This is a genomic window from Faecalicatena contorta (assembly GCF_001404335.1).
Classification (GTDB): Bacteria; Bacillota; Clostridia; order Lachnospirales; family Lachnospiraceae; genus Faecalicatena; species Faecalicatena contortus_B.
In genome coordinates this window covers 87033-107082 of record NZ_CYZU01000001.1, presented here as the reverse complement: position 1 = coordinate 107082, position 20050 = coordinate 87033, and the positions used below count along the sequence as shown (strand labels likewise).

The window sequence follows — 20050 nt, the reverse complement described above, 5'->3', positions numbered from 1 at the left end:
GAGAATATCAGATTATTACAATATCATGAAACCCATTTCTTAACGCGATCTCTTTATAGTACTGCATCTCCGAAGGATCGGGAGATCTCAGTTCTTCCCTGTAAGGTGCACGAACCCCAAACGGCCTATATGCTATAAGCTTATATCGGATATCTCGTCTCTTTAAATATGGTCTTAACAAGTTTGTGATCCTATCCACCGTATCTTCATTTGGCAGGTACTCCGGTACGATTACCGTACGAATTTCTTCCAGCTTTTCATGTTTTGCTAAAAATACTGCATTTTTTAAAACCATTTTATTATCCGTTCCCGTCAGCTTAATATGAGCATCCGGGTCAAATGCTTTTATATCCAGCATCACACCATCGCAAACCTGTAAAAGCTTCTCATCCTGAGTATAATCATAACTGCCATTACTGTCTGCCAATGTAGTAAGTCCCTGTTCTTTTGCCAGCTTAAACAACTCAACGATAAAATCTCTCTGCAGGGAACACTCCCCTCCTGATGTTGTTATTCCCCGGATAAAAGGTATATCACCTCTTATTTCCTCCATTATCTGCCTTGCGGTATAATTCTTTGTTCTTGGCGATGACAGATGCGGACAAACACGGACACAGGTATCACACTCACAACAAAGCATTTCATTCCACTGCACAGTTCCACTCTCCAAACGCAATGCTCCGGCAGGGCAATGTTCTATACAGAGTCCACATCCTATACATTTTGCTATAGTTTCCGGATTATGACAGTAAACACATTTATAGTTACACCCTTGAATGAATATCGCAACCCTGTTCCCCGGCCCATCCACCACACTGCTATGTATGATTTTATTCACAACAGCCATTATAAATTTCGCACCTTTCTCTCATAAATCTTACTGTTTTTCACCTCATAGTATCCCCACATAGCGTTTGCCTGCGGAACAGCAATTCCTGCATCCAATTTTGCAACGTCTGATTTTTTTACCAGATACCCGGTAATTCGTATCACATCGCTGTCAGATGAATAGGTAGAAAAGTATCTCATTCCCTGAGAGAATCCTCCTTTTATCATATCCAGGATTGCATCAGGATTTCTCTGTGCTGTAGCATCAAACGGAAAGATATCCCCGACACCCGACGTGAAGTAAGGATGCACCCTGCCGCAATGTTTAAGATGTTCATGCAGCGGAAGTTCAGAACCAATTGCAATCCTTGCTCCTGGGCTGATATCATAATCACTGTCAATCCCTACTTGTGCATGCATTGTAAAATGATGATCTGTGCAGTCACAATATTTGCTTTTAAAAGAATTCACACATTCTTTCATTTTTTCCAATATATTAACCGCCAACTGATCTGCATATTCACTGTAACCATACTTATCTGACCGCCCTTCCTTCTCCATCAGTATGTTGACGCATTCATTCATTCCCACAACACCAAACATACCTGTAAAATTTTCTACTTTTAAAAATCCTTCTTTTACAAGAAAATTAGATTTAAAGAAATGGCTCTTTTCCACTAAAAACTCAATTTTTTGTTCAATATATTCACATAATACCTTCACTGCATGCGGCAACAATTCACTTACAAAATGTTCACTATCCTTGGCCCTCTCTGACAGTCTGCTGAGAACAATTCGTGATAAAGTATAGGAGCCCCCGGAAACAGGAAGTGCATTATAGCAGCTTGCAATACCATATGGCACATCATATAATTTACTATACTCCTTATGATTTGCAAAACTTGGTTTTGCACAATTCAACGCACAAATCACACATTTTTCTGCAAAATCATCAGGCGTTATATCAGAATCATAGAGCAATGTAATAGATGGAATTGCATTTTTCAGTTCGGTTTCAATTTCGATGATCATTTCACCCGCTCTGGTAGCTTCGGGACCCAGATTCATATGGCAATAGGAATCTGGAATCGAGCGGTCTAAAAAAATCAAAAAACTTCTGATCAGGTCATATGCATGCTCGTCATCCATAAACGGTTCCAAAAGTTTATCAACAGACCCTAAATACACCGGATAATGCGTAACAGACGGAATATGACGGTAAAACATTTCCAGTGTCTGGATCGCATCAAACAAACATTTTGGAGGGTCCAGCCTCAGAAACTTACATCCCTCCCGCATTAATTTTTCATAGTCAGGAAGTGCATATCTGGGTTGATACGTAACATTTCCTTCTGTCATAGTACACAGACATCCTGCCTCGTAAAGCTCGCGAAACTCTTTTGTGGTTTCAAAAAACTCCACATAGTTTAAAGGAATTGCGGATAAGTTTATCATAGCCTGCTCATGTGTGAGAGCTCCATTCGTAATCACTGATTCAACATCCTTTTTTAGATTCGTAATATTTAACATATTCTTTCCTCCTCCAATATTAAAATACTAATGTGAGGCCGGTTCATTTTACTGGTTGCGCCTTATCTGAAAATATGATATCATTACAGACACTTTAAAAAAATGCCATCTGTCACCTTTTTGGTAGAAAGGAACAAAAAATGTCGGTGAATTTCCGAAAAATTATTCAGTATGTTACATCTCCAGAGTATCGCTATCCACTAAGTAAAGAATTTATAGAAATATTAGACAATGAACATTTAAAAATTGACTATGCAGATAAAAACGATCTGCTTATTTCGAACGAAATGCCATCAAATAATATCTACCTTCTTCTAGATGGTTATTGTTGTACGGAAAAATACAGTCCTTCCGGTAAAATGTTGAAATCTATTGCCGCAGGGCCTATACAAATCTATGGACTTTTTGAAGCCGTACATCCCACGCTTACAAAACATACGGCAACCATACGCTGTATTACTTCCTGTGCCTATATCCGTATTACAAACCAAAAATACATAGATGAACTATTAGCAGATCCTATATTCGGATGGATAAATATCCAATATCTCTCTTCTTTCATTAATCAGGTTTTAACGGAAAATGACGGCTTACTTTTAAACAATACCAGGGATAAACTTTTACTCCAGCTTTATCAATATTGTCCAAATTCACACTTTCCAGTCATTGTTAAAACAAAAAAAGAAAACCTGGCACAAATATTAAATATAAGCCTCCGTACGCTTTACCGGCAATTAGATGCTCTTTATAAAGAGGGCCTGCTATCTTCAAAAAAGGGGAAAATTTTAATTACAGAAGAACAATATTATAAAATTCAGACAATTCTCAGCGAGTTCTTTTGATCAATCTATTTTTATTTCATAAACCTATTGACAAGCCCGTGTTTTTATTATATACTAATATCTGCTGTGAACGAAATAGTTTCAGTATGTGCGCGTAGCTCAGCTGGATAGAGCGTCTGGCTACGGACCAGAAGGTCGGGAGTTCGAATCTTCTCGCGCACGCTAAAAAACCTGGAAGCATCTGCTTTCAGGTTTTTTATTATTCTAATTTCTTTTTACAGAAGCATTCCTTTCCTCTAAGAATACTTCTTCAAACTCCGCTGGCGGAACTGCCTTACTAAAATAGTATCCCTGTATCAGGTCTATCCCAATCTCTTTTGCAACGTTATAATCTTCTACCGTCTTCACACCTTCCAGGCAGACTGTTTTTCCAACGTCATGGCATAGCTCTGTGATTGAGCGGATAAATGTGGCTGTAAACAAGTCTGTCGTCAACCCGTTTACAAATCCCTTGTCTATTTTTACGATATCTGCAGGCGTGTTTTTCAGCTCGTACAGGGAAGAATACCCCATCCCAAAGTCATCCATTGCGGTTTGAATCCCTTTTTCCTGCAGTCTTCCCATGATATCATGTACAATGCTATCCTGCTCAATCAGGTAAGTTTCCGTAACTTCCAGGGTAATATTTTCATATGGTACATGAAAAGAATCCAGAGTTCCAAGCACAAAGGACTCAAAATCCTCCTCCAGCATCTGGGGATACGAAAGATTGATACTCATTCGAAAATCCGGCTTCCGCTTAATCCATTCACTGCACTGACGGACTGCCTCTGTAAATACCCATTTTCCGGCCTTGATTATCAGTCCGCTCTGCTCCAGGATCCGTATAAACTCTGACGGCGGTACATCGCCGAAAGCAGTACACTGCCATCTTGCAAGCGCTTCCGCCCCACTCAGCTGTTTTGTCCCGGAGACAATCTGGGGCTGGTAATTCAGAGAAAACCCGGTGAAGCCTCTCTCGATACTTTCTCTGAGAAGTTCCGTCATTTCAAGCTTTCTCCCTCTGCTCTCCAGGATCTCCTTCGTAAATACGGTAAGCCGGTTTTTCCCTTTTAGTTTCGAACATTCCAGTGAATAATTTGCGTACTGCAGAAGTTCCTGATAGTCATCCGAATCCTCCGGATAGGAAGCATAACCAGCAGACATCGTGCAGTAATATTTGCGCCCTTTATAGTCCTGAATCTTTTGGAAATGACTCTGGATCCGGCTGAATACCTCCATGGCATCCTCCTTGCTTCCATTCAGAAACAGGACTGCAAATTCATCTCCATCCATCCGGTACACTCTCGCATTGGATGGAAGGAATTCGACAATCTTCTGTGCCGTTATTTTTAGGACAGCGTCCCCAAAAGAGCGGTTATTTAAGTCATTGATATTGCGGAAACCATCCATATCCAGAAGCATAATTCCAAGATACTCGGTTTCCTCCAGATCTACCATATATTTTTTTGCATCACCCTCGAATTCGAACCGGTTATAAAGACCCGTCATATGGTCAGTCTTATGATTGCGCCCCAAATTGGTAATCATTCCCGCAAACAGATTCGGTTCCCCTCTCTCGTCCCTGATCATCCTGCCGCGGCAGCGAAGCCAGATCCATTCTCCCCTGGCATTTTTGGCGCGGTATTCGATATCATGGGACTCCATCCGTCCGTCTGCGATCTCCTGATTGCTCTCCAGAAAGTGACGTTCATCATAAGGGTGTATCTTCCCGCCCCAAAACGCAGCAGCATTCTCCACCACTTCCCCTGGAAGCCCGAATTCCCTGACCATAGCAGGCGGATAACGAAATACTCCGGTTTTCATGTTTCCGACAAATATATAATCGTCTGTACTTTCCATAAGTGCATCATAAAGATGCTCCTTGTCATATATAAACTCCCGGACTCCGGAATCATTCTGCTGCTCCAGCCTCTGCTTCGCACGCAGTATATGATAATTCCTCTTCTGTATATACATTTTGCAGTCCGCTTTTTCAAGAAGGTCTTCAACCATATAGTATTCTTCCGGATAGATTTCTACAAGACCATAGGAAAAAGACGTTTCGTACATTAATTTTCTGGAATTCTTTTTTTCATTAAGATATGCCAGGATCCTCTGCATGCGCTTTTCTGCATTCTTTTCATTTTCATCATAAAATGCCATAGCAAATTCGTCCCCGCTCAGCCGGAAAAGAACATCGTTTTCTTTCAGTTCCCGGGACATGGACATCGCAACGTATCGTAGCATATTGTCACCTTCACGGTGCCCGTGTCTGTCATTGATCTGTTTCAGGTCATTCACATCACACAGTGCCACGACCAGTATCCTGCTCTCAGTTCTTGCCTTTTCAAGCAAACTTATCAGACGTTCCCTGCCCGCCCTGCGGTTCAATACCTTTGTCAGATCATCATAGTTGGCACGCGCCCAAAGGCTCTTATACTCTTCAGAGTTCTTTATATCCTGCATATTAGGACCCCTTCGCTTCGTTACTCCCTGAACTTCTCTGCCTGTGCATTGATCAGCTCCAGGTCTTCAAAGTAATTAATCTTCATCGCCTCTTTCACATCACGCAAAGTATCGGCAGCCACGCTCTCAGCCTTCTCACTTCCCTTTTTCAGAATCTCATATACGTATGGGATATCTTTCTGGTATTCTTTTCTTCTGTTTCTGATAGGCTCCAGTTCCGCCTGAAGGACTGCGTTCAGGAAACGCTTCACCTTCATATCTCCAAGCCCGCCCCTCTGGTAATGTGCTTTAAGTTCATCCAAATCCGTATAGTCCGGCAGAAATTCCTCAAAATATTCCGGCCTGCAGAAGGCATCCAGATACGTAAACACCGTATTGCCCTCCAGCTTACCCGGATCTTCTATTTTAATATGCGTGGGATCCGTAAACATACTAAATACCTTCTGTTTGATTGAATCCGGCTCCTCAGAGAGATAAATGCAGTTATTCAAAGACTTGCTCATCTTTGCCTTTCCGTCCGTACCCGGAAGCCTCAGGCACGCCGTATTGTCGGGAAGAAGAATATCGGGCTCCACGAGCGTATCGCCATAGACCGAATTAAACTTTCTTACAATCTCCTTTGTCTGTTCCAGCATCGGAAGCTGATCCTCTCCAACCGGAACTGTGGTTGCCTTAAACGCTGTAATATCAGCGGCCTGGCTGATCGGATAAGTAAAGAAACCGACTGGTATGCTTGCCTCAAAATTCCGCATCTGAATCTCGGATTTTACCGTAGGATTACGCTGCAGACGCGAAACCGTAACCAGGTTCATATAATAAAAAGATAATTCGCATAATTCCGGTATCTGTGACTGGATAAACAGCGTTGACTTCTCCGGATCCAGCCCGCATGCCAGATAATCCAGCGCCACCTCTATAATATTCTGACGTACCTTCTCCGGATTGTCCGCGTTATCCGTCAGTGCCTGCGCATCCGCTATCATAATAAATATATCGTCATACTCGCCTGCATTCTGCAGTTCCACTCTTCGCTTCAATGAACCGACATAGTGTCCCACATGCAGCCTCCCGGTCGGTCTGTCCCCTGTTAACATTATCTTGCCCATGTCTAATCTCATTCCTCCTAATTCTTTTCATATTCAAGTACGCCAGGCGTCATTGCGGCGCTACGCGCTTCTTCCCGGCTAATCTTTTCACATTATAACACTACAGCCAATGGTTTGGCTATAGATATAGTGATTCCGGCTGGTTTTTTTAGTCCCTGCCAGGGCAGGCCGCAGAACCTGCTGCCATCGCTGCGGCTTAACCTCTGAATACTGAAAAAATTTCACCCGGATCAGAGATTCCAGAAGCCATTTTGAAAAGTCCGGATGACTTTTCCGCAGTCCTCTTAATTTTCCAAAGTGTGCTTTGGGAAATACTCTCTGTTTCGGATGAAATAATCTAAAATATGCTGTGAATACTATTTGCCCCAGGTGGCAATCTGATTCGAAAGCTTGGGCGCTTTTTTGCGGCTTGACTCATAGACAAACTGGTAAATGGTATAAGCCATGATAAAAGCTGCCATTACGTCTATGATCGAATGCTGCTTAAGGAACATTGTTGCGAGTATAATCAGGGCCGCCAGGGTATAGGCACTCCAGCTTATCACCTTATGCTTCTGCAGCGCCTTGCTGTTATAGATGGCTATACAGGCCCCCAGAGAGTTATATACATGAAGGCTTGGCAGAACATTGGTCGGAGTATCTGCCTTGTAAAGCATCTTTACCATATCCACAAAAACATTATCCCTGGCAAAGTACATAGGACGCAGATTCAGGCCGTTCGGAACTAACGTGGATATAATCAGAAAAATCGTCATTCCAGCAAACATCAGCTTTGCCAGCTTGTAGAAGCCGTCCACATCTGTAAAAAAGAAGTATAAAAATGTGGCTGCTATGAATACAAACCACAGCAGGTATGGCACAATAAAGTATTCTACAAACGGTATCTTATTATCAATTACGGAATGTATAACATGATAGCCTGATGTTACATGCTTCTCAAGATACATGAACCAGGGCATGTAAATCAGGATATAGCTGAACACCCAGGCATGCTTATATTTCTTAATAAAATTCGTGGCTTTCGTCCTAAAGTCCATACCGAACGCTCCTTTTTTTAATGCATATTCTCTAGCTGCCCCGATTATAGCACGAATCACATGCCACAACAATAATGTTCATAAAACCTTAACAAAATCTTTTGATTTTACGGGCCTTTGCAGCTTAATTGTTACTAATTTATTACTAACGAACCTTCACTTTTTACCAGACGGCCTTATCCCCTCAAATATATACATATCATATTGCTTTACCGCCTGTTCCATGGCTTGGGAGGTACGAAGCGTCCATACCGCCACCGGTGTAAACAGAAGGCTGTGGAGCACCAGGAGGCTGACGTTCTGGCTGTCCTTTAATTTGTAGGAAATGAAATCCGGCCTGGTGATGCAGTTACTTAACAAATATTTTACGCAGAAACGCAGTATATAATGCGGCGAATGGTCACTTTTCACCAAATTAGACGATAACTGGCCCCTCAGAATATCCTTCCGGTGTTTTTTCAGCCAGCAAAGCACCAGGCAGTTAAAGGACTGAATCAGATAAGGCCCGGTGTATCCGCGCAGCTGCTCTTCCAGATGCACACAAATATCCGTGTTCTGCGTGGGAAGCTTTACCTCGATCAGCAGAGGGACACGCCCCTTAATATAGGACAGGACGGAGGAAAAAAGGGGAATCTTTTCGGAAGTTCCGCTGAGATAGCATTGCTGCAGCTCCTCATATGACATTTCTTCTATTCTGCCTTCTTTCCCGCAGACGCGCTTCAAGGTATCATCGTGAAAAACAACCAGACGGCCGTCTTTTGTCAGATGAACGTCCAGCTCTATCCCATACCCTTCTTTTACAGCCTCCTTAAAGGCTGCCATGGAATTCTCCGGTATCCCTTTCTCAACGCAATGAAGCCCTCTGTGGGCCCACTTTTGGCCCATAAAGAGCTTCATTTGTTTCCGCTTCGTCATACGCGGCATAATCATAAACAGATAAACAGCTGCTGTTCCAACTGCAGCCAGAACCAGTACATACATAACCTGCTCCTTCTTTCACGCTGTGATCACCCTGATTTGTTCTTCCAGTACCTCCGCCGTTATCTGATCTCTCAGGAATACGGGTTCCCCGTCTGTATGTACGGCAAGCGGACGTTCTGTTTTTATCACGGCCTTTTTGCACCTAAAAACATGAATTCCAGGAAAATGCACATGCCATCCCTTATATGCCGTGGGCAGGAGCAAAAGGACAGCCAGCCTGGGAAGCCCCGATATTACAATCACATCCAGCAGGCCGTCATTCCCGGCCGCATCCGGGCAGAAACAAAAACCGCCGCCCTCGTATGGCTGGTTCATGGCAGCCGCAAAGTATACCTTCGAAAACTTTTTTATCTCCTGTCCATCCAGAGTAATCTCTGCCTGAACCGGCTTGTCATGGAACAGCCTGTTCAGGGCAATTCCCACATATGTCAGTTTGCCCAGTTTCAGATGGTTTAACAGGACTTTCAGCCTGGATACGGCCGCCTGATGGCAGATTGCCGCATCAAACCCAATTCCCGTACTCACCGCAAACCGCCGTTCTTTCCCTGCGCGGGTTAAAAGCCCCACATCCATGGACTGAATCCTGCCGGGCTTCAGAATCATATCCAGCGCCCCAAGCGGATCTGTGGGAAGCTTCATCCCTCTGGCAAAATCGTTGCTGGAACCTGTGGGGATATAGCCCAGGACCGTCTTCCCAAGGTCGGCGATTCCGTTCAGCACTTCATTCACGGTTCCGTCTCCCCCCAGCACGACCAGGGTATGTTCCTCTCCGTCCCCGGTGATACTGCCGGTAATTTTAGTTGCATGACCGGGGGAATCCGTACGAAAGCTCTCATATTCAACCTGTCTTTTTTTCAGTTCCGGCTCTATGATATCCCATATCAAGCCTCCCATACCGGAACGGGAATTCGGATTCACTATAAAGCTGTATCTCATACTGCTGCCTCCATTTCTGGGGATGAGTTTTTTTCAATTCACGGCCGGTATTTTCAAAGGGTACGGCCGCATCTTATAAAATCGTACTGTCCAGGTATTTACCAAGTGAGCGGCGCATATTGCCTTCAAAATCGGCATCCCCTCCGCGGAGACACCATTCAAATACATTGCCGATTACAATCATACGGATGTCAGTTGTAAACTCTTCAATGCTGACATTCAGTCTGACAATTCCTTCCTGCATGGCTTTCTCAACATAGGTCTGCACGGTCACAATGGGATAGGGTCTCTCTGCGCGGCTGGCAGGATTCAGCGCCTGATTTTTCGTATCGTAGTATCCAGAGATAAACTCAACGCCAAGTTCCCTGCAGTAATTCACATAATTCAGATACACATGGATGATGGCAATCTTCGCTTCCTCCGCATTTCTGGGCAGATCGAGCAGATCAGGGTTGATGCTGGGCTGATCCTCTATATAATAAGACAGCAGATCATCTTTTGTTTTAAAATGATGGTAAAAGCTTCCGTTTGACACACCTGCTTCTTCACAGATATTTTTAATAGAAAGCTCTTCGTACCCATTCTTTTGGAGAATCCGCTTTGCAGCGCGGAAGATCCGTTCTTTTGTTTCTTTTGATTTCTGCTGCTGCCTGGACAGCTCTGTCTTGTCACCCATAAATGTACACTCCTTTTATCCCGCTTGTTATAAAGTGAGTATACCATAAATCCGCCCGGGATTCAAGAAAACAGAGCGGACTCTAAAACAACTCTGCAATATACGTTACTGTGCACACCCTACGGGCGTGCACAGTAACGGCATCTGCCCATTTAAAGTCGCCTACGGCGAGGGGTGCTATGCGCCAGTGGCGCATGTTTAGCACGGACCGAAGCGGAGCAAAGACCAGATGCCCCGAGACCATCACTTTATCGGCTCCGATGCCGTGCAGCGAGGTGCACGGCACGGTCTGAACAGTAACCGATATACCTCAAAAGCAGAAGGAATCGGGTATTTATCTTCAATCTCTTCTCTGCGGACAAACAGCATATCCGCGCTGCAGTTTTTCTCCAGCCCGTCCACTTTAATCTCATATCCCGTCATATGCCACTCTACATGGCTGAATATATGTTTCGCGCTCTGTACCTTTTTTATATGCAGCGGAGACAGCCCGATGGAGTTGCAGTACTGTATCACTTCTTTTCTGTCCAGGTGCCCCTCCAGATTAGGAAGTTCATACAGGCCGGCCAGAAGCCCCTTTGGCGGGCGTTTTTTAATCGCAAGCGTGTCCCCGTCCAAAAGGATCAGAACCGTTCTCTTCTCGATCCGTCTGGCCTTTGCCTTGGACCTGACTGGCAGTTCCGTCTCAATGCCAAGCTTTCTGGCCTTACAAAGCCCGGACAGGGGACACTCCGTACATTTAGGCTCACCGTTCGGCACACAGACAATGGCTCCCAGCTCAATCAGTCCCTGGTTAAAATCCGACGGCGCATCGGCAGGAATCACTTCCTCGATCTCCTCCTCAATGCGCGCCCGGACACCCGCTTTCATAATATCGTCATCCCGCGCCATAAGCCTTGCCGCCACCCGCAGGACATTCCCGTCCACCGCAGGCTTCGGAATTCCAAATGCAAAAGAGCCGACCGCTCCTGCCGTGTAGCTCCCGATTCCCGTCAGCGAACGGATTCCCTCATATGTATCCGGAAACTCCCCTCCATATTCCTCCATAATCTGACGGGCCGCCTTCTGCATATTCCGTACCCGGTTGTAATAGCCAAGCCCCTCCCACAGTTTCATAAGCCGGTCTTCCTCCGCCTCAGCCAGGTCCTTCACCGTAGGCAGCTCCCTTAAAAATCTTTCGAAATAGGGCTTCACAGCCTCCACCCTCGTCTGCTGGAGCATAATCTCAGATATCCAGACCCGGTATGCGCTGATATCATGCCGCCAGGGCAGATCCCGTTTATGTTCCCGGTACCAGCGCACAAGGGGAACCACCGCCTCTTTCAGCTCCGGACTCCCCAGCACCACCGGCACCGCCTCATCCATGACAATACGATCCGCCGTCACTTTACAGTCCCGCGCCAAGATATGCACGCCCGCCGCCTTGGCCCTGCGCAGCGCTTCTCCAAAGGCAGGATGGGTATCCATATTCGGGGTAAAATAGCGGATCCCCTTCATCTGGATCACAAACAAAACATAAGCCTCATATCCATCCTTTACAGCCTTACATAGCTCTTCCACATGCTTAACCGCCCGCTCGCTCGGTGCATCTGGAAATCGCGCCACGCCATCCTCTTCCAGCGTAACCCCCTTCACCTCTACAAAACACTTACGCCCGTCTGCCTCAACATAGAGATCAAACCTCGAGTTCCCATAAGTAGTCTCCGCCCTGACAAACGGAGACTCCCCAAACAAATTACCGGCTTCGATCCATTCCTGAGCCACTCTGTTCGGAATCTGAGAATCCATATTCACCATCCTGTCCCCTTTTTCCACAGCAATTAAATCCCACTTCGTCTTCCGCTCCGGCTTAAGGCTCTCCTGCACATAAATAACAGCCCCCGCCTTGAGAAGCTCCGCGCACCGCCCCGTATTCTTCACATGAATCGTCTCTCTTCGCCCCGCAACCAGAGCATACGCAATAAACCGATTCGGCCGCTCCAAAAACACAGCCTTTTCTATTCGTTCATACTTCATACACAAAAACCTCTTTCATCACCAATACCTATTAGACTACCACAGAACCCCCTAAAAAGAAACAAAATAATAGTTGGAGATTATTGGCTGCCTAAGAAGAGTTGTAACAGTTCAGACTGGCCTGAACTGTTACGAAGAGTTTACTGCGAAAAAACCGCATTTTATGGGAGAAAATTGATTCCGAATCAATTTCCCGGAGCGTATTCACTTAGAAAGCATCAGCTTTCTAAGTGAATACGCTCCGTCCCATAAAATGCGGTTTTTTTGCAGTTAGCTCTTCTTAAGCGAAGCGGCCGGTTTCCAAAAACAGCATAAGCATCCCCCGCCGCTGTCGGTGCGTCCCGCTTCCATCAGGCGTCCCCTGCCTACAAAATCTTCGAAAGAAACTCCCGAAGCCGAGGTTCCTCCGGATTATTAAAGAATTCCTCCGGAGGCCCCTGTTCTTTTATTTTCCCTTCATCCATAAATATAACCCGGGTCGCCACTTCCCGTGCAAATCCCATCTCATGTGTCACAACCACCATAGTCATTCCATCATGGGCAAGCTTTTTCATTAGCTCCAGAACTTCCCCCACCATCTCAGGATCCAGGGCGGAAGTCGGTTCATCAAAAAGCATGACATCCGGATTCATAGCCAGAGAACGGATAATTGCAATACGCTGCTTCTGACCGCCTGACAGCTGGGACGGATAGGCATGTGCCTTTTCCTCCAGCCCAACCAGCTTCAGAAGTTCCATCGCCCGCTTTTCAGCATCGGCTTTACTCTTCTTCAAAAGCTTAATCGGTGCAAGCGTGATATTTTCCATAATCGTCTTGTGCGGGAATAGATTGAAATGCTGGAACACCATGCCCATCTTCTGGCGATGGCGGTCGATATTCGTTTCCTTGCTTGTAATGTCTGTTCCTTCAAAATATACGTGCCCCGTCGTCGGAGTCTCAAGAAGGTTCAGGGATCGTAGGAACGTTGATTTACCAGAGCCTGACGGTCCGACAATTACAACAACTTCGCCTTTACGGATTTCTTCCGTTACCCCATCCAGTGCATGAAGCCTGTTATTAAATACTTTATGAAGGTCTTCTACCTTAATCAATACTTCTCCATCAGTGATCACTGTTTCTCAGCCTCCTCTCCAGCAGATTTACGAGCTTTGTAAAGATCATTACCATAATCAGATAAATCAAAGCTACAGCAATAAGAGGCATGAATGCATCATATGTACGGCTTCGTATGATATCGCCGCCCTTGGTAAGATCCTGCAGGGCGATATAACCAGAGACTGATGTCTCTTTTAACAGCACGATAAACTCATTGCCAAGCGCCGGGAGAACATTCTTAAAAGCCTGCGGCATAATGATATGGATCATGGTCTGCACATAATTAAATCCCAGGCTGCGCCCAGCCTCAAACTGTCCGTTATCAATAGACATGATACCAGAGCGGAATATCTCGGCAACATAGGCCCCGGAATTGAACCCGAATGCCATAATAGCTACCAGCACTTTGCTGATGTCTGAGCTTCCGAATATTACAAAGTAAATGATCAAAAGCTGTACAACAACCGGAGTTCCTCTGATCACCGTCAGATAGATCTTACAAATTGCATTAAGGATCTTCAGCCTTCCTGTTTTGTCATATGTGGAGCGTATAATTGCAATCAGAAAACCAATTACAATTCCGATTATGACGGCAAAGAAGGTCACCTGCAAAGTGACCCCCAGTCCATCTAAAATGTATTCCCAGCGGTTTTTTTCTATAAAATTCCCATAAAACTTATCCTGCAACGTCTGCAACATAATCGTATCCTCTTTTATTCCGCGCTGTCAGCGCTGATATATTTCGCTACGATTTCATCCAATTTACCAGATTCCTTCAGATTAGCCAGTGCATCATTGATTTTCTCTTTCAGTTCATCATTTCCTTTTTTCACTGCAATTGCGTACTCTTCCTCTGTAAACGCTTCGTCCAGAATCTTGAGCCCTTCCGCTTCTTTTACAAATTCCTTAGCCGGCTCTCCGTCGATGACTACTGCATCAATCTTGCCCTGCTGCAGTGCCTGTACAGCCTCAAATCCCTTGTTATAACGCTCTACAGTTGCATCTTCAATGTCGTCTGCGTAGATATCGCCTGTGGTTCCCAGCTGTACGCCGATCTTCTTACCTGTCAGATCATCTGGTCCGGCAATTGCACTGTCGTCTTTAACGATAATTACCTGTGTTGCTGTTGCATATGTATCAGTAAAGTCTACATTTTCCAGACGGTCCTCCGTCACAGTCATACCTGCCGCGCCGATGTCTGCTTTTCCGCTTGTTACTGCAGTGATGATAGAATCAAAAGCCATGTCCTCAATCTCGAGCTCCATCCCCATCTCCTCTGCTACTGCAGCCGCAATATCAGCATCGATTCCTACGACTTCTTTTCCTTCGTAGAATTCATACGGCGGAAATTCCGCATTCGTAGCCATCACCAGCTTTTCCTTCTTACCACTGTCACCTGCGCTGCTGTCTTCCTTCTTAGATCCGCATGCCGCCATTGATAATACGCATACTGCCACCAATAAAACGCTTAAAACTTTCTTTTTCATTTTCCGTACCCTCCAAATTTACATTGTTATGCATAATCATACACATTATCTCTATATTTTATCATGTTTTCTATAAAAAACAAGACTATGCGCCGTATTTCCCTTAATATTCCATCGGAAATAAAAAGGAGAAGGCTATAGAGGCCCTCCCCGTACTGAATATACTATTTCTTTTATCCCCTTTATACTTCTGTCTGCCGCCTTTTATGCAAATAATGCAGTCATCCCAAAGTAGAGCAGCACAATGATTCCCAGGACGATTCGGTAATAACCGAATACTTTAAAGTCATGATTCTTGATATACTGCATCAAAAACTTGATGGCGAATATGGATACCACAAAGGAGATGATACATCCAAGCAGCAGCAAAAATACTTCCGCGCCCGTAAAATGAAAACCGAACTTAATGATCTTAAGGAAGCTGGCCCCAAACATAACCGGAATGGCTAAGAAAAATGTGAATTCCGCAGCTACGCCTCTGGCCGCCCCAATCAGCAGACCGCCGATTATCGTTGCGCCCGACCGTGAGGTACCCGGTATCAGCGCCAGCACCTGGAAGCATCCGATAATCACGACCATTGGGATCGTCAGGTCCGACAGCCTCTTCACCGCCGGCTTCACATGTTCATGCCGTTTTTCAACGACAATAAATGCAATACCATACAGAATCAGCGTAATCGCTACTACCACATAATTCATCAAATGTTCATCAATAAAGTCGTCAAACAAAAGGCCGATTATGGCTGCCGGAACCGATGCGATCAGCACTTTTACCCACAGCTGAAGGGTCAGCATCTTCTGTTTATGCGTCTTCGTATCAGAAAACGGATTCAGTTTATGAAAATAGATGACTACAACCGCCAGGATTGCCCCCAGCTGAATGACCACATTGAACATTGACATAAAGTCTTCCGTCATCTTCAGCTTTATAAACTCTTCTACAAGTATCAGGTGTCCCGTGCTGCTGATCGGCAGCCATTCGGTAATACCTTCTACAATCCCCAGTACAATTACCTTTAAAGCTTCTAACATATGTCTCCTCCTCTTAGAGCAAATCTTTCAATGGCCTTTGCCGCCCCCTCTTCTTCATTGGAAAGTGTTATGTAATCCGCGGCGGCCTTTACCTCTTCTTCCGCATTACCCATCGCAACGCCAAAGCCGGCTTCTTTTACCATCTCAATATCGTTGTCGCCATCACCGCATGCCATAATCTCCTCGCGCCTGATTCCAAGCATACTGCCCAGTTCAACTAAGGCTGTTCCCTTGTTTACTCCGGCGGCGTTTATTTCTATATTATATCCCAGCGAGCTGACCAGTACGATACCCTCCTGCTGTTCCAGTTCACTCCATGCAGCCGCTTTTTCTTCCAAATCGGCAAACAGCGCCTGCATTTTATCCATATCCTGATATCGTTCCACTGCCAGCGCCATGACATCCGGCACTGCTTTCCTGGTGCTGCGCACATAATCCCACATATGCGGATTGTGATGGTAACGGCTGATGGAATCCAGCTTCTCTTTATCTGCATACCCCTGTCCGTCAAAGTACACTTCTTGTAATGTATCATATTTCCGCAGAGTTTCCAATGCTTTCTTCGCTTTTTCTATCGGAAGGAGGCGTTCAATGAGAATTTTCTCTTCCTGCGCATCGATCACCCTCGCCCCGTTTGCGGTAAGTGCATAACGGATGCCGGGGAAATATCTCAGTTCCTCCGGAATGCCCGTAAACGACCTTCCTGTTGCCATCAGTACGACTATCCCTTTTGCAATTGCTTCCTGCAGCACCTGCTTTGTATACGGCAGCAGTTCCTTTTTGTCATTCAAAAGTGTACCGTCCAAGTCCAGTCCAATCATTTTTATCTGCTGTTTCATCTCCTGCCAGCTCCTTACTTCTCACTAAATTTTTATAACTTATTCTATCAAAATTTGCTTAATAAAGCAATTTATAGTATAATATCAGGGCAAAACAATTAAGAAAGGAATTGTAGAATATGAAATTGCGCTTAAAACACAGGGGACAGGCTCTTCTGGCATTTATCTGTTCTCTTGTACTGGTGCTTTCTGTTTTCCCGGCGCATGCCGAAGATGCAGAAAGTCTCGAAAGCAAAACTTCTGATCTGCAGAATCAGCTTGAAGGTATCAATCAGGAACTTGTGGCAATAAGTGATGAGATATCAACAACTGAGATGCAGGTTGAAATTACCAACGGTGAAATCCAGAGGACAAAAGATTCCTTAGCTGAGGCAGAGGCAGACGAAGCACAACAATACGAAGATATGAAATCCCGTATTAAGTATATGTATGAAACCGGTAATGCAACACTCCTGGAGATGCTTTTTTCGGCGGACAACCTGACTGACTTTTTAAACAAAGCCGACTTCATACAGAATATCAGTAAATATGACCGGGGGATGCTCCAGATCCTGCAGGATACCCAGAAAGAGATTGCTGACAGAAAAGTAACTCTGGAGGCTCAGCAGGATTCTATGAAGGAACTGCAGAAAAACCTGGAGACCCGGCAGGCAGAGCTGGTTCAGAAGGCAGAGGCAACCTCTACTGATCTGAACGCCTTCAACGCACAGCTTAAAAAGCTGCGGGAGGAGGAAGCCGCCAAGCTGGCTGCAGAGGCAGCCGCTAAAGTTGCGGCAGAAAACGCCGCTGCCCAGAAGCCTGACAGCGGCAATAACAACGCGAATGACAATAATAACCCCGGAGACACGCCATCCGAAGGCAATGATTCCGGAGGCGGCAGTGATAACGGAGGTTATGATGACACCATAGTCAACGGCGGAGCAACCAATGTGGCCGGAAGCGATCTGGATGTATTTGCGGCAATACTCGATTGTGAGGCCATGCATGATTACGATTCCATGCTTGCCGTAGCAACAGTGATCATGAACCGCGTAAACAGTCCGATCTTCCCGAACACAATCACAGATGTCGTCTATGCAGGCGGACAGTTTGAGCCGGTATGGTCAGGCCGTCTGGATACCGTACTCGCAAGAGGCGCCAGCGAACTGGCCTACACCGTGGCCCAGGATGCCATCAACGGAGCACGGCTGGCCGCAGTATCCGACTGCTATTACTTCCTCTATGCAGGAACAGCGGGGAGGCCCGGAGTCAACATCGGAAATAACCTCTTCTTCCCAAGCTGGTAGCTAGGGGGATTCGATTTTAGGGCTTTTTGGATGAGGTCCGCCTGACTAAGACGGGGAGGGGGACAAAGCCGGAAGAAAAGAAGGCCGGGGCTGTGTGTAACCCACTTACGGAGAAGTCCTAACGCACAAGGAGCTGTCCATGAGGGCACAGACAACATGCAACGGGAAAGCCTGATGCTTTCCCGTCTTAGGTTGTCCTGGCAAGTGATTTGGTAAATCACTTGCCATCCCTCATGGACAGCTCCTTCTGCGTAAGGACTTCTAGACCGTGCGTTCTATACACTCAGTCCCGGCCTTCTTTTCTTCCGGCTTTGTCCCCCTCCCCATCTCAGTCAGGCTGGGCTTCATCAAAACGGCAGGTAAGATCGAATGTAGGAGAACGCTGGCGGTGGCAACGGATTGGGCTGGATATGCGGTAGGGATGTCTTGTTGAGATTCTTTGTGTACACATACTCTCCCTTCCGCCCCGAGCAAAGTTACGGCCATCCACTGTCACCGTCCAGAGACCTCCCCCAGTAGGAAGGTTTTAATTACCGGCGGATGCGCCCAGCTAAGAGGAAGGTGAGACTGTTTCCCCCGCCGGGGCAGTGCATGCCGTTTCAAGACTCCATAGAACGCGCGGTTAGAATCCGTTAGAGAAAAAACAGGGAACAGGAAGGGCAGAATTTGTTTTGCCAAAACAAATTCTGTTGCCGCCGGCGGCGCGAATGCATCGGCATTCGGGCCAACTGCGGCAAGTCCCTTCCTGTTCCCTGTTTTTTCTCTTACGGATTCTCCGCAAGTGGGCAGGAGTTTGAAACGGCATGCACTGCCCCGGCGGGGGAAACAGTCTCACCTTCCTCTTAGCGTCCCCTCCCCAAATCTCCCCTACTGATAATCAATCACATCAATCCATTTCATTAGGAATTCTTTTTCTAGTTCGTTATCTTTTGTGAGCTGTGCCGCTGCTACGATTGGCAGCCACTGCTGTACGTATTGTTTTGCTGTATCGCTCTTTTTGCAGAACAGCTTCATATACAGGTCTGCTGCATTCTGGTCTTTTAGTGCGAACAGCAGATAGGTCATGGCTGCATCTGCACTGGCGTTGCCCTGGGTTGCGTGCGCCCAGTCTACGACTGTCATCTTGCCGTTCTTTCCTACGATTACATTGCTTGGATTGAAATCGCCGTGGCAGACTTTGTTGTGTTTTGGCATGCTCTCCAGCCTTGTGAGCAGCTCGTATCTTGTTGTGGCATCTAAGTCTTTCAGACCGTTAATCTGACGGGACAGTTTATCTTTCAGCTTGTTTAGCAGCGGTGCGGTCTTGGCATGTACCGTCAGCTGCAGGTCTACAAAGTCCTCCATATATTTTTCCAGGTTGCTGCTGTCTGCTTCCATCATGTCTTCCAATGTCTTTCCTGCTTTGTATTCGATGGCAAGCGCCCATTTACCGTCTATCTGTGTTACCTCTTTTACCTTTGGGATATCCAGTCCTGTCTCTTCTACTCTGGCAGTATTTAGCGCCTCGTTGAATACTGCTGATTTTGGATGCGCAGATTCGAATACTTTTACGACACTATCTTCACATTTGTAAACTTTCTTATAGGGACGTTCCACGATTAAATTCTTTTCTTCCAGTTTCATAAGCTATACCTCCTGTTTTTGATGCCGCTCTTTTAAGTTGTTTTTATTATACATCAACTTTTTTAACAATGTAAGACCCCCCGAGTAATTTTGTGCAATTTTTAACTAACTTTTTCCGTGTGGTTTTATTGTTAATTTTATATCAATCAGAGTCAAAGGGGTCTGACCCCTTTGCAGAATTTAAAAGCGTGACGCTCATGCGCCACGCTCCTATTTGTGAGAAAAAATTTATGAATTTATATTCAAAAGGATATTTATTATTTTTATGCTGCCGCTGCGCCTTACGGC

17 protein-coding genes and 1 tRNA gene are annotated in these 20050 nt (G+C 45.6%); 3 read left to right on the top strand and 15 right to left on the bottom strand.

Annotated elements, in window-relative coordinates:
- Positions 1-7 precede the first annotated feature (7 nt).
- Both ARB69_RS00560 and ARB69_RS00555 read right to left on the bottom strand, forming a co-directional pair.
- Positions 8-847 (bottom strand): YjjW family glycine radical enzyme activase, encoded by an 840-nt coding sequence (locus tag ARB69_RS00560; protein ID WP_050641791.1) that lies wholly within the window; start codon positions 845-847, stop codon positions 8-10.
- Positions 847-2358 (bottom strand): YjjI family glycine radical enzyme, encoded by a 1512-nt coding sequence (locus tag ARB69_RS00555; protein ID WP_050641792.1) that lies wholly within the window; start codon positions 2356-2358, stop codon positions 847-849. The genes ARB69_RS00560 and ARB69_RS00555 overlap by 1 nt, the downstream gene beginning before the upstream one ends.
- 140 nt (positions 2359-2498) lie before the next feature.
- Here ARB69_RS00555 and ARB69_RS00550 point away from each other — a divergent pair, with 140 nt between their 5' ends.
- The gene (locus ARB69_RS00550; protein WP_050641793.1) at positions 2499-3200 is read left to right on the top strand and encodes a Crp/Fnr family transcriptional regulator; all 702 of its coding nucleotides are present in this window, start codon (positions 2499-2501) and stop codon (positions 3198-3200) included.
- An 88-nt stretch (positions 3201-3288) separates the two neighbouring features.
- Positions 3289-3362: transfer RNA gene (locus tag ARB69_RS00545), tRNA-Arg, on the top strand.
- 42 nt (positions 3363-3404) lie between these two features.
- Here ARB69_RS00545 and ARB69_RS00540 read toward each other — a convergent pair.
- The 12 genes from ARB69_RS00540 to ARB69_RS00485 all read right to left on the bottom strand — a co-directional run bounded on the left by ARB69_RS00540 (position 3405) and on the right by ARB69_RS00485 (position 16853).
- Complete coding sequence (locus tag ARB69_RS00540) at positions 3405-5648, bottom strand: diguanylate cyclase domain-containing protein (RefSeq protein WP_055149921.1); 2244 nt, start codon at positions 5646-5648, stop codon at positions 3405-3407.
- A 20-nt stretch (positions 5649-5668) separates the two neighbouring features.
- The gene (gene trpS / locus ARB69_RS00535) at positions 5669-6754 is read right to left on the bottom strand and encodes a tryptophan--tRNA ligase (RefSeq protein ID WP_050641795.1); all 1086 of its coding nucleotides are present in this window, start codon (positions 6752-6754) and stop codon (positions 5669-5671) included.
- Between the two features lie 356 nt (positions 6755-7110).
- Positions 7111-7791, bottom strand: coding sequence for a phosphatase PAP2 family protein (locus ARB69_RS00530; protein ID WP_050641796.1), 681 nt, complete (start codon positions 7789-7791; stop codon positions 7111-7113).
- A gap of 156 nt (positions 7792-7947) precedes the next feature.
- Positions 7948-8772 carry a glycerophosphodiester phosphodiesterase family protein gene (locus tag ARB69_RS00525; protein ID WP_055149918.1) on the bottom strand — a complete coding sequence of 275 codons (825 nt, stop codon included), beginning with the start codon at positions 8770-8772 and terminating at the stop codon, positions 7948-7950.
- Between the two features lie 15 nt (positions 8773-8787).
- Positions 8788-9708, bottom strand: a complete 921-nt coding sequence (locus ARB69_RS00520; protein WP_055149915.1) for a diacylglycerol/lipid kinase family protein — start codon at positions 9706-9708, stop codon at positions 8788-8790.
- A 73-nt stretch (positions 9709-9781) separates the two neighbouring features.
- Entirely contained in the window at positions 9782-10384 is a 603-nt protein-coding gene (locus ARB69_RS00515) for a TetR/AcrR family transcriptional regulator (RefSeq protein WP_050641799.1), read from the bottom strand.
- A 243-nt stretch (positions 10385-10627) separates the two neighbouring features.
- Positions 10628-12400, bottom strand: a complete 1773-nt coding sequence (gene mutY / locus ARB69_RS00510) for an A/G-specific adenine glycosylase (RefSeq protein ID WP_050641800.1) — start codon at positions 12398-12400, stop codon at positions 10628-10630.
- A gap of 365 nt (positions 12401-12765) precedes the next feature.
- Positions 12766-13512, bottom strand: a complete 747-nt coding sequence (locus ARB69_RS00505) for an amino acid ABC transporter ATP-binding protein (RefSeq protein WP_050641801.1) — start codon at positions 13510-13512, stop codon at positions 12766-12768.
- Positions 13502-14194, bottom strand: a complete 693-nt coding sequence (locus ARB69_RS00500) for an amino acid ABC transporter permease (RefSeq protein ID WP_050641802.1) — start codon at positions 14192-14194, stop codon at positions 13502-13504. The genes ARB69_RS00505 and ARB69_RS00500 overlap by 11 nt, the downstream gene beginning before the upstream one ends.
- Positions 14195-14208: 14 nt before the next feature.
- Positions 14209-14982 carry a basic amino acid ABC transporter substrate-binding protein gene (locus tag ARB69_RS00495; protein WP_055149912.1) on the bottom strand — a complete coding sequence of 258 codons (774 nt, stop codon included), beginning with the start codon at positions 14980-14982 and terminating at the stop codon, positions 14209-14211.
- 204 nt (positions 14983-15186) lie between these two features.
- Positions 15187-16014: an undecaprenyl-diphosphate phosphatase gene (locus ARB69_RS00490; protein ID WP_050641804.1), complete on the bottom strand. Its 828-nt coding sequence runs from the start codon at positions 16012-16014 to the stop codon at positions 15187-15189.
- Entirely contained in the window at positions 16008-16853 is an 846-nt protein-coding gene (locus ARB69_RS00485; protein ID WP_055149909.1) for a Cof-type HAD-IIB family hydrolase, read from the bottom strand. The genes ARB69_RS00490 and ARB69_RS00485 overlap by 7 nt, the downstream gene beginning before the upstream one ends.
- Before the next feature lie 119 nt (positions 16854-16972).
- Here ARB69_RS00485 and ARB69_RS00480 point away from each other — a divergent pair, with 119 nt between their 5' ends.
- Positions 16973-18139 (top strand): cell wall hydrolase, encoded by a 1167-nt coding sequence (locus ARB69_RS00480; RefSeq protein WP_055149906.1) that lies wholly within the window; start codon positions 16973-16975, stop codon positions 18137-18139.
- Between the two features lie 867 nt (positions 18140-19006).
- Here the strand turns inward: ARB69_RS00480 and ARB69_RS00470 are convergent.
- Positions 19007-19762, bottom strand: coding sequence for an aminoglycoside phosphotransferase family protein (locus tag ARB69_RS00470; protein ID WP_050641807.1), 756 nt, complete (start codon positions 19760-19762; stop codon positions 19007-19009).
- Between the last annotated feature and the right edge of the window lie 288 nt (positions 19763-20050).

Excerpts from the sequence above, each read along its gene's own strand:
- ARB69_RS00540 (WP_055149921.1), bottom strand. The coding sequence starts at position 5,648 with ATGCAGGATATAAAGAACTCTGAAGAGTATAAGAGCCTTTGGGCGCGT.
- ARB69_RS00480 (WP_055149906.1), top strand. The coding sequence starts at position 16,973 with ATGAAATTGCGCTTAAAACACAGGGGACAGGCTCTTCTGGCATTTATC.
- mutY (WP_050641800.1), bottom strand. The coding sequence starts at position 12,400 with ATGAAGTATGAACGAATAGAAAAGGCTGTGTTTTTGGAGCGGCCGAAT.
- ARB69_RS00560 (WP_050641791.1), bottom strand. The coding sequence starts at position 847 with ATGGCTGTTGTGAATAAAATCATACATAGCAGTGTGGTGGATGGGCCG.
- ARB69_RS00550 (WP_050641793.1), top strand. The coding sequence starts at position 2,499 with ATGTCGGTGAATTTCCGAAAAATTATTCAGTATGTTACATCTCCAGAG.
- ARB69_RS00490 (WP_050641804.1), bottom strand. The coding sequence starts at position 16,014 with ATGTTAGAAGCTTTAAAGGTAATTGTACTGGGGATTGTAGAAGGTATT.
- ARB69_RS00520 (WP_055149915.1), bottom strand. The coding sequence starts at position 9,708 with ATGAGATACAGCTTTATAGTGAATCCGAATTCCCGTTCCGGTATGGGA.
- ARB69_RS00495 (WP_055149912.1), bottom strand. The coding sequence starts at position 14,982 with ATGAAAAAGAAAGTTTTAAGCGTTTTATTGGTGGCAGTATGCGTATTA.
- ARB69_RS00470 (WP_050641807.1), bottom strand. The coding sequence starts at position 19,762 with ATGAAACTGGAAGAAAAGAATTTAATCGTGGAACGTCCCTATAAGAAA.
- ARB69_RS00515 (WP_050641799.1), bottom strand. The coding sequence starts at position 10,384 with ATGGGTGACAAGACAGAGCTGTCCAGGCAGCAGCAGAAATCAAAAGAA.
- ARB69_RS00555 (WP_050641792.1), bottom strand. The coding sequence starts at position 2,358 with ATGTTAAATATTACGAATCTAAAAAAGGATGTTGAATCAGTGATTACG.
- trpS (WP_050641795.1), bottom strand. The coding sequence starts at position 6,754 with ATGGGCAAGATAATGTTAACAGGGGACAGACCGACCGGGAGGCTGCAT.
- ARB69_RS00485 (WP_055149909.1), bottom strand. The coding sequence starts at position 16,853 with ATGAAACAGCAGATAAAAATGATTGGACTGGACTTGGACGGTACACTT.
- ARB69_RS00525 (WP_055149918.1), bottom strand. The coding sequence starts at position 8,772 with ATGTATGTACTGGTTCTGGCTGCAGTTGGAACAGCAGCTGTTTATCTG.
- ARB69_RS00500 (WP_050641802.1), bottom strand. The coding sequence starts at position 14,194 with ATGTTGCAGACGTTGCAGGATAAGTTTTATGGGAATTTTATAGAAAAA.
- ARB69_RS00530 (WP_050641796.1), bottom strand. The coding sequence starts at position 7,791 with ATGGACTTTAGGACGAAAGCCACGAATTTTATTAAGAAATATAAGCAT.